Annotated in this window: 11 protein-coding genes; 3 read left to right on the forward strand and 8 right to left on the reverse strand. The window is 41.4% G+C overall.

The features are described from left to right. Window positions 1-235 precede the first annotated feature (235 nt). A complete protein-coding gene (locus H5200_RS06110) occupies window positions 236-1,837 on the forward strand; it encodes an isocitrate lyase (RefSeq protein ID WP_145238853.1) in 1,602 nt (533 codons plus the stop codon). A gap of 627 nt (window positions 1,838-2,464) precedes the next feature. Here the strand turns inward: H5200_RS06110 and H5200_RS06115 are convergent. Both H5200_RS06115 and H5200_RS06120 read right to left on the reverse strand, forming a co-directional pair. Further along, window positions 2,465-4,489: a S9 family peptidase gene (locus tag H5200_RS06115; RefSeq protein WP_182761153.1), complete on the reverse strand. Its 2,025-nt coding sequence runs from the start codon at window positions 4,487-4,489 to the stop codon at window positions 2,465-2,467. Between the two features lie 99 nt (window positions 4,490-4,588). Then, window positions 4,589-5,308: a 4'-phosphopantetheinyl transferase gene (locus H5200_RS06120; protein ID WP_182761154.1), complete on the reverse strand. Its 720-nt coding sequence runs from the start codon at window positions 5,306-5,308 to the stop codon at window positions 4,589-4,591. A gap of 98 nt (window positions 5,309-5,406) precedes the next feature. On the opposite strand from H5200_RS06120, the gene H5200_RS06125 reads away from it, so the two are divergent. Next, on the forward strand, window positions 5,407-6,114 hold the full coding sequence (locus H5200_RS06125; RefSeq protein WP_182761155.1) for a WD40 repeat domain-containing protein: 708 nt from the start codon (window positions 5,407-5,409) through the stop codon (window positions 6,112-6,114). 74 nt (window positions 6,115-6,188) lie between these two features. Here H5200_RS06125 and H5200_RS06130 read toward each other — a convergent pair whose 3' ends face one another. Genes H5200_RS06130 through H5200_RS06150 form a run of 5 tightly spaced genes read right to left on the reverse strand, consistent with a single transcriptional unit; the run spans window position 6,189 to window position 11,273 of the window. After that, window positions 6,189-7,046 (reverse strand): aminotransferase class IV, encoded by an 858-nt coding sequence (locus tag H5200_RS06130; protein ID WP_182761156.1) that lies wholly within the window; start codon window positions 7,044-7,046, stop codon window positions 6,189-6,191. Then, window positions 7,046-7,912, reverse strand: a complete 867-nt coding sequence (locus H5200_RS06135; protein WP_182761157.1) for a glutamate cyclase domain-containing protein — start codon at window positions 7,910-7,912, stop codon at window positions 7,046-7,048. Before H5200_RS06135 ends, H5200_RS06130 begins: the two co-directional genes overlap by 1 nt. Next, on the reverse strand, window positions 7,897-8,628 hold the full coding sequence (locus H5200_RS06140) for a 5-oxoprolinase subunit PxpA (RefSeq protein ID WP_182761166.1): 732 nt from the start codon (window positions 8,626-8,628) through the stop codon (window positions 7,897-7,899). Before H5200_RS06140 ends, H5200_RS06135 begins: the two co-directional genes overlap by 16 nt. A gap of 12 nt (window positions 8,629-8,640) precedes the next feature. Beyond that, window positions 8,641-9,438: a putative hydro-lyase gene (locus H5200_RS06145; RefSeq protein ID WP_149980357.1), complete on the reverse strand. Its 798-nt coding sequence runs from the start codon at window positions 9,436-9,438 to the stop codon at window positions 8,641-8,643. Between the two features lie 17 nt (window positions 9,439-9,455). Continuing rightward, window positions 9,456-11,273, reverse strand: coding sequence for a glycoside hydrolase family 3 protein (locus tag H5200_RS06150; RefSeq protein ID WP_182717339.1), 1,818 nt, complete (start codon window positions 11,271-11,273; stop codon window positions 9,456-9,458). Between the two features lie 374 nt (window positions 11,274-11,647). On the opposite strand from H5200_RS06150, the gene H5200_RS06155 reads away from it, so the two are divergent. Continuing rightward, complete coding sequence (locus H5200_RS06155; protein WP_182761158.1) at window positions 11,648-14,512, forward strand: FAD-binding and (Fe-S)-binding domain-containing protein; 2,865 nt, start codon at window positions 11,648-11,650, stop codon at window positions 14,510-14,512. Window positions 14,513-14,525: 13 nt separating this feature from the next. On the opposite strand, the gene H5200_RS23910 is transcribed toward H5200_RS06155, so the two are convergent. Further along, window positions 14,526-14,828 carry a hypothetical protein gene (locus H5200_RS23910; protein WP_259399179.1) on the reverse strand — a complete coding sequence of 101 codons (303 nt, stop codon included), beginning with the start codon at window positions 14,826-14,828 and terminating at the stop codon, window positions 14,526-14,528. Window positions 14,829-15,084 lie beyond the last annotated feature (256 nt).

Below are 15,084 nucleotides of genomic sequence, written 5' to 3' on the forward strand. Positions count from 1 at the left end.
TCGCGGTGCAATTGACTGCATGTGAGCAATCTTTTGTTAACCATAACCTAAAAATACGCAATAGGTGTTCTTTTAGCCATTCACTAAATATATAGCCAGCATAACAACTATAAATTTACTAAATCCAATAAATCGGCCTAATGTTGATTTAAGCGCTACAGAGCATTAACTCTTAGCCTCTCACACAACCATATAAATAAAATTTAGTTTTAACCCGTTCAGAGGATTTTTTATTATGACTACTTATCAACGTGAAACCGATACTTTAGCTACACTTTGTCAAGCACAAGGTAAAACATGGCAAGCAATTAATCCTGAATACGCAAGTCGTATGCGTTTGCAAAATCGTTTTCGTACGGGATTAGACATCGCTCAGTTTACAGCTGACATCATGCGTGAAGATATGGCTGCATATGATGCTGATACCAGCCAATACACACAATCGCTTGGTTGCTGGCATGGTTTTACTGCCCAACAAATGATGATGGCGATTAAACGTCACCAAAAAACCACTAAGCGTAGCTACGTATACCTAAGCGGTTGGATGGTTGCTGCGTTGCGCTCTGAGTTCGGCCCACTACCGGATCAAAGTATGCACGAAAAAACCTCAGTACCGGCGTTGATTGAAGAAATTTATACTTTCCTAAAACAAGCCGATGCTCGTGAACTTGACCATTTATTTAAAGACTTAGATAACGCCAAAGCAACTGGTGGTGATGTACAAGCGGTACTTGATAAAATAGATAACTTTGAAAGTCATGTGGTACCGATCATCGCAGATATTGATGCTGGTTTTGGTAATGAAGAAGCAACCTACTTACTCGCTAAAAAAATGATTGAAGCGGGGGCATGTGCTATCCAAATCGAAAACCAAGTTTCAGACGCGAAACAATGTGGTCACCAAGCAGGTAAAGTAACTGTGCCACACGAAGACTTTTTAGCAAAAATTAACGCCGTGCGTTATGCCTTTTTAGAACTGGGTATTGATAACGGTATTATTGTCGCACGTACTGACTCACTTGGTGCCAGCTTGACCCAAAAAGTGCCGGTATCACAAACACCTGGCGACCTTGCTAGTCAGTACAATGCGTTTTTAGAAACCACGCCAATTAACGGTGTTGAAGATTTAAATGAAGGTGATACGGCAATGAAGCTGAACGGCCAACTATGTAAGCCGACTCGCCTTGATAATGGTTTATACCAATTTCGCGAAGGCACAGAAAAAGACCGTGTTGTACTAGATTGTATTACCAGCTTGCAGTCGGGTGCTGATTTACTGTGGATTGAAACTGAAAAACCACATGTAAAACAAATTGCTGAACTGGTTAATCGGGTTAAAGAGCAAGTTCCTGACGCTAAACTGGTTTATAACAATTCACCTTCTTTCAACTGGACATTGAAATTCCGCGAGCAAGTTTATCAACAGTGGTTAGACGAAGGCAAAGACTTATCTGCTTATCCAAGTATTGATGATAATAAGGCGCTAATGGCACCAGAGATGGATGCAACTGAACTTGCAGTCGCAGCAGATGAGTTAGTACAAAACTTCCAACGTGATGGCGCGCGCGAAGCTGGTATTTTCCACCACTTAATTACGCTACCGACCTATCACACGGCTGCATTGAGCACTGATATTCTGTCAGAAGGCTACTTTGGTGACTTAGGTATGCTGGCTTATGTACGTGATGTGCAGCGTCAAGAAATTCGCCGCGAACAAGCATCCGTTAAGCATCAAGACTTAGCAGGTTCTAACATGGGAGATACCCATAAAGAGTACTTCTCAGGTGAAAATGCGCTTAAAGCTGGCGGTGAAGCAAACACTATGAACCAGTTCTAACATAACAGTCCAACTCAACAATGTTACAAAGGGCCGCAAGGCCCTTTTTTTGATGCTAGCAATTACACAGGATATACAGCTTTACACCTGCTAACTTTACCGCTCAGATCAGATTTTAACTAAGGCTTGGATCAGTATTTAACTAGCATCAGATTTACTTTCAATTTTTGGATCAGATTTTTATCAAGTAAATTTTTTTGCGGTATTTCTTATCAATTTAGCGATTTAATCAGCTTTTAGCTCTTTGGAAAGGGGGGATTTTGATAAAAATGGCCGTTATTAGCCATTAATCAGAAAATATAAACCGATTTTTTACCAACTCTAACCGACTACAAACCACTTTTTTACCAACTTAAACGCCATAAACAGTGACTCAAACCGATTTTTTACTAACTCAATGACCAAAAAATGTCATAAACCGAAATTTTACTAACTCGATTTTTTACAAAGTCCGATATTTGTGTAAACTTTAGAATATGTGAATGAGCACTCACTTTTTGTAAAGGGGGTTTACAGGGGATTTGACTAGTGACAAATTAGCGAGAGTAAAAGTTGCTAAGGACCAAGCTACGGTTTCTAGCTTCACACTTGCAACTTGTTAACTTTACTCTCGCCGCTAACTAATTTCTATTTACTATGTTTATCAAACCACCATTGAATATAAGCGACTTTAGCCATCAAGTTTGACGGCCGTTTTGTTATGCCATGTGATGCATCAGGAATACGTACCATTGCTGTATCAACTCCTTGTAGCTTTAATGCTTGATAAAATTGCTCGGTCTCAGAAATAGGAGTGCGGTAATCCGCTTCACCAGTGAGTAGCATGGTTGGTGTTTTAACATTACCAACATAGCTAATTGGCGAGCGCTTCATATAATGCTCAATATGATCCCATGGCTTACCTGGGAACCAGTAATCGGCAAAGAATGGGTAGAAGTCAGCAGTTAGTACAAAGCTGATCCAATTGATCACCGGCTTGGCAACAACAGCGGCGGCAAATCTGTCGGTATGGCCTACAATCCACGCCGTAAGTACACCGCCACCTGAGCCACCGGTTACAAACAGTTTTGACTGATCAATAAAACCTTTGCCAATAAGCGCATCAACGCCAGTCATTAAGTCATCAAAATCGTTACTAGGATAATTGTGATGAATAGTTTGCGCGAACTCCTTCCCGTATGAATCACTACCACGCGGGTTCATATATAAAACCACATTACCTTTAGCGGCAAATAATTGTATTTCAGCGCTAAAGTGTGGACCGTAGTTAGCGACAGGGCCGCCGTGTATTTCTAAAATAAGGGGATATTTTTTATTACTATCAAACCCAGGAGGGTAGGCGACCCAACCTTGAATTGATAAGTCGTCATAACTTGATTTCAGCCAAATTTCTTCTACTTTTGCCAGCTGTTTATTACCAAGCGCGTCGTCATTTAATTTTGTTAAACGTTGTGTTTTACCATTTTTAACTATTGCTATATCAGCAGGACGTTGGGTATCAGCAAGCGTGATTGCCACATTACCATCGTCGCTTATATCAAAGTCACCACCAGAATAAGGGCGACCGAATGAAACACTCCCTATTTTTTGTGTGATCACTTTTCGTTTGCCGCTACGTGGTTGATAAGCGAGTGCGGTTTGGCCTTCACTGGCGTAACTAAAATAAAGCCCTTTAGAGTTATCAGCCCATTTAATTTGCTCGACACTGCGGTCAAAATCAGCGGTTAAACTTGTGGTATCACCCGATTTTAAATCGCGAATATATAGCTGGGTATTTTCATAATTGGTACGTTTATCATCATAACCGGTATAGGCAAGATAACGCCCATCTGGTGATATTTGCGGTTGCTGATCAGGACCTTCTCGGTCGGTAAGCGCTGTTATTTTTAGATCATTTAATGTCAGCTGATATATTTCAGAATTTGTTGGTTTGAGTTTAAAGTCAGCATGGCGATTAGCCGAAAAATAAAGGCTGTTACCATCTTCAGAAAAGCTAACTGGCCCGCCATGATCAAAGTCGCCAGAGGTTAACTGACGGGCATTACCGCCATTGGCATCAATAGTAAACAAATGACGAAAACCAGGCTTGGTATAACCGCCGCCATCGGCACGATAATATACGTCATCAATAAATTTAGCAGGCTCTGCCCAGCTGGCACCTTCAGGCTTGCCTGGTAAGTTAATAGGAGAACTAACTTTACTCGGTACAAATTGGCTAAACAGTAATTGCCGACCATTAGGTGACCACTGCAAACTTGCAGGGCTTTGAGTAAGATTACTAATTTTTGCAACAGCGCCTGTTTTTAGCCATTTTACATAAATTTGGCTACTGCCATCACGAGTTGAAATAAACGCTAAACGTGATTGGTCTGCCGACAAGACAGGGGAGTAATCCATATGTACACCCGATGTAAGCGGTTGTAATTGCTTTGAACTACTGTCGACAGACCAAATATTACTAACTTTACTATCTGATTTAATGTCCATCCGATTTCGAACAAAGTAGACGGTTTTACCGTCGTTAGTCATTTCAATTTGATTGGCATATTCAAGGTCGAATACATTTTCTAGTTGAAAAGTTTGCAGGTTATCATTGGCTAATACTGAAAAACACAGCGAGGTTAGGAGGGCTGCGGGGGCAATCAATTTCATTTTAATTCCTTGTTATTAATTATCGCACCTAACCGTTATAGAATAACAAAACCCAAAGGTACACCATCATGCGATGAATACCTGATTGATTATTAGTGGCTACTTGCCGACATTAGTATTTTTGAGTGGTTGAGCTGCGATAGTAAATTCACACTCGGTGAGTACTACACTTTTATTACATTGATAGAAAACGGTTACGTAAGTGTCTTGAGGCACTTGCTCTGCGAGCGATTTAGTAATTTTAAACTGCAATTGTTGCTGATTAAAAGCAATTAGCTGTGCAGCTTCAAAACCAAAAAATTGCTTTACGCTTGGATATAGTGCTTTAAAAATACTTTCTTTTGCTGAAAAAATGACGGTTAATGGATGTGAAAGCTGCCCAGCCAATCGCCTAAACAGTGGATATTCATCAGGATGCAAAATTTGCTTTTGTAGCTCTAGCTCTTGTTTGGCACTCATTAGTTGCTCTATATCAATACCAATTCCAGCGATATCAGTGTGCTGACATGCTATAGCCATTGCGATCCCTTGCGTGTGGGTAATGCTACCAATAATGTTTTTAGGCCATATGGGCGCGCGATCGGGGCCTGAGATAATATCAAAACAGGGGATATTGAGGGCGGTTAACACCTGTTTTGCGCAAAAACGGCCGGCGAGGTATTCAGCTCTTCGTTTAACAACAGCCTTTTGTAGTTGTTGCGGTAACACAATCTGATAATTTAAAAAGTCACTGTCAATAAAACTGCTACTGTCAAACTCACAACAATAACTATTATGACTAAGTTGTGGGCTCAGTTTAGTATAAAGAGAAAAATCCATAACATTTTGCTGTTTTGTTTAGTGTCATTAGTAAGACTTTGATAATACGCTAATAACTTCATAAATAAAGTAAAGGCTATGACTATTTAAGCTGAGCTTTGGTTAAGAGATTTACTAACATATTTATTTTAGCATTAATATTATTTTCAGTTGCAAATGGTCAACTACTGGGTAGTTGGTCAACAGGGAAAAACATTGCTCGTGATATTGCAATATCAGCAAACGGTCAGTTAATAGTGGTAGGCTATCGTAGCTGTGAAGCTGATGTGATCAACTCTCTAACGAAGCAAAATACGCTATTTCAAGTTCATCGCCTTGATATTAATTCTGTAGCACTATCTGCAGATGGACAAACAGCATTAAGCGGTTCAAGCGATAAGTTTAGTTATTTATGGTCAACGAAAGATGGTACTATTTTAAAAGAGTTCAAATTAGCGACTCGTGTTAATCATGTCAGTATAAACGAAAATGCAAGTTTAGGTTTTGTGATAGATTCTGTTGATGATCGTATACTTCTTGATTTAAACACCGGTATTAAAAAAGCTGAGCTAAATATATTTACTAATTTTATAGAGTTTAACCACTCGCGGTTTGTAAATGATGATAAATGGTTTTTAACCGGCTCACCGAAAAGCACGATACAATTATGGCGTGTAAAAGATGGTACATTATTGGCTGAGTATAAAGCGACACAACAGCGCATTCGTGGCTCAGTTTTAGCTGTAGCGTATGATAAAGAAAATAAAACAATTGTCAGCGAAAGCAGTGATGGAGTACTAGAAGTTTGGCCGTATCAGCCTAAGTAAGTGACAATTTAATTGGATTTTAAAAGCCGTGTTTACTTAATAAACCCGGCTCTTATAATTACTGCTTAGCGCTATTAATAATCAAACTTATGTTCAGTAAATAAGCTCTGTACTTGTTGCCATATTTTCCCTGGTTTGCCATCAGCGACCAGTTGACCGTTGAGTTTTACCACTGGGCCAACTTCTTTTGTGGCGCTGGTGATCCACACTTCATCGGCTGCAAATAGTTCCTGCTTGGTAATAATACGTTCTTGGACTTTAAAGTCACTGTGGCTGTGTAATATCGTTAAAATTAACCAGCGAGTGATACCCGGTAAAATTTGGTTATCCAATGGGGGGGTGCTGATCACGCCATCTTTAACAATAAACACATTACTTGAGCTTGCTTCGGTAAGCTCATCTAAGCGATTGTATAAAATGGTTTCTTTATTGCCAGCCGCCGCACCATGCTGGTAATGAATCACGTTGCCGAGTAATGCGGTTGACTTGATGTGGCAACGCTGCCAGCGCTTATCTTGCTCAACGGATACAGTATAAGTCGTGGCGTTGTCGATATCACTAACGGGTTGTGCTGGAATTTCAAAGGCGTAGGCAAATACCGTTGGCGTAATACCACTAGGATAAGCATGAGCACGCTTAGTATCAGCGCCACGGCTAACGTGCAAATAAATACCAAGGTTTTCACCGTGATTTTTCTCACACAGCTGCTGGCAGATTTCACGCCATGTATCAGCTGTATAAGCGAGTACAATTTCCAGTTCATTTAAACCATTTTTCATACGTTCAATATGCGCTGCAAAGCCAAGCATGTTGCCATTATAGGCAGGGATCACTTCGTAAATACCATCGCCAAATAAAAAGCCTCTGTCCATTGGCGATATTTTTGCGTGCTCTGCGTTCATATAGTCGCCGTTTAAATACACCGTACTCATTATAAATCCTCATTCTGATTGGCAACACCGCTAAGCTGACGTAGTCTTGCGATGAGTTGTTGGCCATGCATAGCATGTAAGCCATCTTCGGTTAATTCGTTTTTGTGAGTAACGCCATCTACACTGCCACGTTCACTCAAATATTGCAGGATTGCTAAAGTATCGACTTCTGCGAGTAAGTCTTGGCTATGCCAGCGGCTTAAAAACGCAATAATGCCGTAAGCTGCCCAGTTTGATACATCCGCTAACAGCAGTTCATCGCAGCAAGTAAGGCACGGCATAATGCTCAGCTCAGTCATATATTGTGATAAATTGCCCATCCCTATTTCGTTACCGCCATCACCAATAGCTACAGTTGGGCAGGGTGCTTGGCTGACAAAAAAATCAAAACAACCACAATCAGCCGAAATATCAATACCACGCATATTGTAATATTTATTGCCGTGACACAGCCCGGGGCGCTCGATAGACAATACGCAATCTGGTTTTAACTCAGCCAGCGCAGCTTTGCTAAAAGCCATTGCATCAGTAAAATTATTCAGTGGCAATTCAAAACAGTTAAATTCATTTTTCAGTGCACTGTAAAGGGGGTTTCCACAGACTAAAATAGGATTTTTACCCAGCGTAATTAAAGCATTGTATAAAGCAATGGCGCCAACAGGGCCATCGGTTTCAAAGGTTTGCTTGACGGCAAAACCGGTACCAATGAGTACCGTACTTTTGGCATCAAATAACGACTTTGCAGCGCGCAGATAAGTCCCTGTCTGTTGATAGGCATAGAGATTTTGCATACCACGTAGGTTTTGTTCTACCATCATGGTTTCGATTGCTTGACTTAATTGTTCATCACTTAACGAGTGTGGCATAACGCTTTGATCTCTTGAATTAGGGCAATGCCTGCAGCGTTATCGCCATGCACACATAAACTGTCGGCGTGTAAAGGCAGTTGTTTGCCCGATTGTGTGGTTACGCAGCCGGTGGCGAGTAACTGTTTAACTTGTGCTATTAGCGCAGGTTTATCATGCACACTACCAGCAATTTTCCGTGATACTAATTGACCGTCATCGGTATATTGGCGATCAGCAAATGCTTCTAAAATTAATTCAAGGTTATATTGTTGAGCAAGTTGTTGATGTTGCGCTGCTTTCGCAGTGGCGAGAAGCATTAGTTTTAAAGGGCTCGGGTAACTGGCAACAGCTTGCATCACAGTGGTCAAAATTGTTTTATCGGCCATCATATCGTTATATAACGCGCCATGTGGCTTCACATACTCTAAAGTGAGGCCTTGAACTTTTGCCATGCCTTCAATTGCGGCTATTTGATAATGCAGGCAATTGCTTAGCTCTTGTGGTGTTAATGCCATGGAGCGACGCCCAAAGCCCTGTTTATCAGGATAGCTGGGGTGCGCGCCTATAATGACGTTATGTTGTTTAGCAAGCATCAGGGTGCGTGCTAGAACATCACTATCACCGCCATGAAAACCACAAGCAATATTAGCCATATCAATATGCGGCATTACCTCTTCATCAAGGCCCATTTGCCATGCACCAAAGCTTTCCCCTAAATCACAATTGAGCTTCATCATTATTTCCGTTTAAAAAGCCGAGATATGGGCGTTTTGAATGTCGGTGATCAGCATATGACCTGGGCTATGTGTAATGCAAAAATCAGGCGCAGCATTAGCGATGGCTACTTGCGGCGTGACACCACAGGCCCAAAATACCGGTACTTCACCGTCTTTAATGGTGACAGATTCACCAAAGTTAGGGCGATTAATATCTTTAATACCTATTGCAGCTGGATCCCCAAAGTGAACTGGCGCTCCATGCACATCTGGAAAGCGGCTACATATTTGGATTGCCCGAATCGCATCTGCCGGCTTCATCGGTCGCATACTAACGACCATGTTAGCATGAAATATACCGGCGCTTTCGCAGGGAATATTAGTCATGTACATAGGTACATTTTTATTTTCCGTAATATTACGTATTTCTAGGCCCGCCAACTTTAACGACTCTTCAAATGAAAACGAGCAACCAATTAAAAAAGTGACTAAGTCATCGCGCCATTGCTCTTTGATATTCGTTACTTCTTCAATCAATTGGCCATTTTTAAAAATACGATAGCGAGGTATGTCAGTCCTAATATCTAAATCATGCGCAACATTTGGAATGCTGGTAGCTCCAGGCGTGCGGCTACTTGCTACAATTGGGCACGCTTTTTTGTTTGCTTGGCAAAATTGTAAAAAATCAAACGCATAGCGCTGGGGCAAAATCACTAAATTAGCCTGTACAAAGCCGGGAACAAAGCCCGATGTACTACCGGTATAATCTTCATTCCTGATCATATTACGAATAGCGTAAGGCGTAGTAAGTGATGCGTTATGTTGCATAGTATCCTCGTAAACTTTTAGTTGTTGTTAATGCCACTGACGGTAACAGGCAAAGTACCTTGCGCTGGCTTTTTACCAACTAGTACTTTTGCAAGAGCAGTAAAAGCTGGCCCTGCTACTTTAACATCATTATCTACATCTATGTTATACGCATAAGTTGCTAAAATTGCATCCGCATATTGGCCAAATGTGGCAATATCGTATGGTGCTCGTAAACTAACAAAAACGGTTTTCTTATCAGCTTGTTGCGCTTGCTGAAGCAGTTTTTCAAGTGCCGGACCTTGCGCCGATTTTGCAATTGCAAATGCAGGGTTATCAGCAAGGTCATCCATGCCGCCAATTTCTACCGCGCTTTGGTTTGGTGATGCATTGCCTGCAATGATGATATCCGCTTCATTGATTGCTTTTAACGTCGCTGTGGGCTCAAAGCCTTGTAAACTGGTGCAGCTAAATGCAAGTGGTTGTTGAGTATTTTCTGTAATTGCCTGTTGTAGCGCCAAACACTTGCGGGTATCAGGCATGATGATATGTACTTTACTATTTGTCGTCAGTTTAATCGGTAAAGTGTGCTGGTCATTTTTAACTTGGGTAATGGCGGCAAGAGCCAGCTCTGCTTCGACTTTGCGATGATTATCATCACCGAGAATAAGTTGTGCTTTTTGCATTGCTAACGATTCGTCAAGCTCTGTGGTCAGTTTAAATTTACTTTTTAAATTGATGATGCGTTGAGCAGAGATAGCGACTTCGTCGGCTTGTAAATTACCTTTTTCAACTTCGCTCACTAAGCGGCTGATCAGTTTATCTAATACGACTAAATCTTTTGGACTACGAATTTCAATTGGCATCAAAGCAATATCAACCCCGGCAGCAAAGGTATTTACAACGGCTTCAATTGGTTCGAAAAAGTGGCTAATACCAGCCATATCTAGCGCATCGGTGATCACTACACCTTGATAGCCCATTTCATCGCGTAATAATTCGCTGATGATTTTATGCGACATCGTCGCAGGTTTGATCATGGTTTTGCCATCTTTACTAACAAATGTGCTGCTATCCAGTGCTGGGTACTGAATATGCGCAGTCATGATCATGCCAGGGTTTTGCTTTTTAATAATAGTTTGAAACGGAGGTAAATCTTTTTCCCAGATAGTTTCTTTATCGTGCATTACTTTTGGCAAGCCGGTGTGGCTATCAACGTTTGTATCACCATGGCCTGGAAAGTGTTTCAGTGAGGTAATTACGCCATTACCTTCAAAGCCAGCAACTTGTGCGCCACCTAAAATACTCACAAGTGTTGGATCTTCACCGTATGAGCGCACATTAATAACCGGGTTATCAGGGTTCATGTTTACATCAACAGTTGGTGCATAGTTAACATTCACACCAATGGCTTTTAATTCATCAGCAATCACCTGTGCAGATTGTGTAGCAAACTTGGTGCCGTGAACCGCATAACTTGCGCCAATCGACATATTACCAGTAAATGAAGTGGCAATATCACGAGGAATACGTGCAACACGTCCGCCTTCTTGGTCAATTGAAATAAATAAAGGTGCGCCTAAGCTCGACTTTGCCGCAGCTTGTTGCATAGCATTATTTAATTTAACGATTTGCGCAATATTATCGATATTTTCAGCAAATAAGATCACCCCACCAATATTATGTTTAGTGATCACCTTGGCTAAATCTGCAGGTAATTCAGTGACTGCATTACGGCACTTTTGCTCAGGTGTGTTCTCGCTGTCTTGCTCACAATAATAACGAAAATCGAGCATCAGCTTTTGGCCAAGCTGTTGCTCAAGGGTTAAATTGGTCGCTGCAAAGGTCGATTTCATTGGTAATAAACACCCTAGTCCAAAGAGAATTGATGATATGGCAAACTTATTTAACACAGTAGGCTCCAAAGCTGAATTGCTTATTTTATTTATGAATATTTTATTCCTGATGGTAATGCCATTTTGGATTAAAATACAACATATTTTTGTCACATTAACGTTTTTTTTGCAGAACTGCAAAAACCACCGACGAATCACATGCTTGCCTGATCATTACATAAATATTAAGAGTTAATAGTTATTTAGATGAAAAAAAATAATATTAGACGAGCTTTTATTAATGGTAATTCGCTCTTATTTCAAGTAATAATATATTCCATAATGCTTGGTGGGTCGCCAAGCGAGTAAATTAACAGAACGCAAAGGGGCAAATAATGGCAACAGCACTGACACTATTTCAACAACAACTCAGTGATAAGCTGCCTGCCTCGGCGTTCATTGAAGATTACCCTAGGCGCTATGCTTTTGGCACTGATGCCAGCTTTTATCGTTTAGTGCCGCAATTAATAGTACTGGTTGCTGATCAGCAACAAGCGCAACAGGTCATCAGTGCCGCTGCAACATATAAAGTTGCCATTACTTTCCGGGCCGCCGGTACTAGCTTATCAGGCCAAGCAATTACAGATTCTGTATTAGTGCTGCTTAGTGATTGCTGGTCTGGTTATCAAATTGAAGATAACGGCGCTGCCATTCGGTTAGAGCCAGCTATTATTGGTGCTCGTGCCAATGCCGTACTTGCGCCTTTTGGCCGTAAAATTGGCCCTGATCCCGCTTCAATCAATAGTTGTAAAATCGCTGGCATGGCAGCCAACAATTCATCAGGTATGTGCTGTGGCGTGGCACAAAATAGTTACCATACAGTAAAGGACATGACCTTAATCTTCGCTGACGGTACAGTGCTTGATACACGCAGTGAGCAAAGCCGTTCTGAATTTTTACATAGCCATCAACCGTTTATTAACGATATCACTGCACTTGCCAAGCAGGTTACAAATAATCCTGAGTTGGCACAGCGTATTGCTCATAAATACCGCTTAAAAAATACCACGGGTTATGGTTTAAACGCGCTAATTGATTACACTGATCCGATTGAGATCATTAAGCATTTAATGATTGGCTCTGAAGGTACGCTGGGGTTTATTGCTGATATTACTTACCACACGGTGATTGATCATGCTCATAAAAGCTCAGCGTTTATTATTTTTGATGATATAAGCCAAGTCTGTGAATTAGTAAAGCAGCTAGCAACGCTTGATGTAGCGGCGGTTGAGTTATTGGATAAGCGCTCGCTCCTGTGCGTCGCGCAGCATGACATCATGCCTAAAGATGTTCATAACTACCCAGCAGATAGTGCAGCATTATTAATCGAAGTACGTGCAGAAGACGCAACAAAATTAGTTAATTTACAACAACAAGTGGATCAGCTTGTCGCACATTTTAGCGCCCATCAATTAGCGATTATGGCGTTTTCAACAGATGCTAAGCGCAATGCATCATTATGGAATATTCGTAAAGGTACGTTCCCGGCAGTCGGTGCAGTGCGCGAAAATGGCACCACTGTGATCATTGAAGACGTGGCTTTTGAGCTGGATGTATTAGCTCAGGGTGTTAAAGCTCTGCATCAATTATTTGATAAATACAGTTACGATGAAGCGATTATTTTTGGCCATGCCTTAGCGGGTAATTTGCATTTTGTATTTACCCAAGCATTCGATACACCAGCGCAAGTAGCGCGTTATGAGCAATTTATGCGGGACGTGTCGCAACTGGTGGCGGTTGAACTTAATGGCTCATTAAAAGCTGAGCATGGTACTGGGCGAAATATGGCGCCGTTTGTGGCAACTGAATGGGGCACTGATGGCTTTGCTGTGATGCAGCGTATTAAACAATTGTTTGATAAAGACCACATTTTAAACCCAGGAGTGATCATCAATACCGATGAAAACTGCCATATTCAGCATTTAAAAACCATGCCTAGCAGCGACGATATAATCGACAAATGTATTGAGTGTGGTTTTTGCGAAACCGTATGCCCATCAAAAGGACTCACCTTAACGCCGCGCCAACGTATTACGCTGTGGCGACGTCGCACTGAATTGGTTAATCAACTTAGTAACACCGGTGATATTAGCGAAAAACAGCACATTAATCGTCAGCTCAGCAGTATCGAAAAAGATTTTCAATATTTAGGTATTGATAGCTGTGCAGCAACCGGGCTGTGTGGCATGAAATGCCCCGTTGGTATTAACACCGGTGAATTTATAAAATCCCTGAGGGCAAAAAAGCAACTCAATGCAAAAGTGGCGCCGCGCATAGCCAGTTTTGCGGTCAAACATTTTGCGGTATTAGCAAATACAGCACGCTTTGGTTTAACCAGTATGGCGATGGTGCGAAACATCATTGGTGCACAGGCACTGCGTACTTTAACCAAACCTACTAATAAGCTGATTGGCACCCCACTTTATTATTCAGCGTGGCCAAGGGGGGAGCAGCCAATTAATCACAGCATAGTACATGCACAACAGCCTGATAAAGTGGTTTATCTTCCCAGTTGTGCCAGCAGGGTGTTTGCAGCCGATGAGCAAGCGGATGACCGCCGCTCAATTATGCAAGTTATGCATAGCCTCGCGACTAAAGCGGGAATTGAACTGTTACTGCCGATGCAAATTAATGAGCTATGTTGTGGCATGCCCTTTGCCAGTAAAGGCTTACCTGAACAGGCAAAAAGTAAAGCTGAGCAGTTACTCGATATCGCGCAGCAGGTGTCTGAAAATGGTCGTTACCCGATTATTTTTGACGCCAGTCCATGTGCATTAACAAGCAATGATGCAGCGCAACAGCGCGGTTTAACAGTACTCGAAAGCGCTGAGTTTGCTTATCAATATTTATTGCCTAAGCTGACCATCACAGCCCAACCAGAGCCGGTTATGTTACATGTTACCTGTAGTAGCAAACGCCGTGGCAGTGAACAACAACTTGTTGCCGTAGCTAAAGCATGCAGTGACGAAGTGATTATTCCGGCTGATATTGAATGTTGTGGCTTTGCCGGCGATAAGGGCTTTAACTTGCCAGAGCTAAATGCTAATGCATTAAAAACGCTGCGTAACCAAGTGCCTCAAAATTGCAGTAGCGGTATTTCTAATAGCCGCAGTTGTGAAATTGGCTTAACTCAGCACAGCGGTATTAACTACCAATCTGTGCTGTATTTATTAGATAAAGTGAGTCAAGCAGCCTCTTGATGAGGCTTAGACATTATACTTTCCAAAAAATCCCGCGTTTATAGCACGCATACATCACTAGATAAGAGGCGAGTAAAAATAGCAACGAATAGCTAAAAGAGCCTAAATAATTACCAAATAGCGGTTGTAATACTTGATTAAATATAGCACTTTTTAAACTTGTATCAGCCACTGGGATCATAATTAAAATACGCGCTACGATGCCAGCAAACATAAAGAACAAAATAGCGTTAGCGCCAAACACTAAAAACGGCGCACTCCACAAGCGAACTTTACGAATATCGAGAATATAGCTACACAGTGCATAGCATAACATCGCTAGTCCTGAGCTGATTATTACATAGCTTGGTGTCCATAGTGCTTTGTTTATTGGTATTAAAAGTGAAAGTAAGCACCCGCAAACAATGCTTGTAATAGCCACTAGGGTAAATATTCTGACTTGTTTGCCAAGGTTTTTTTCAGTGCTTATATAGTATCCGCAAATATTCCTGATGATTCCTTTTGCCTGGATTGCATTAACCGATAGTGTGATCGACATCCCAACACTAAAAATAAAAAATGGGAAAATTAAA

This window comes from Pseudoalteromonas sp. SG43-7, from assembly GCF_014164295.1.
GTDB classification, from domain to species: domain Bacteria; phylum Pseudomonadota; class Gammaproteobacteria; order Enterobacterales; family Alteromonadaceae; genus Pseudoalteromonas; species Pseudoalteromonas rhizosphaerae.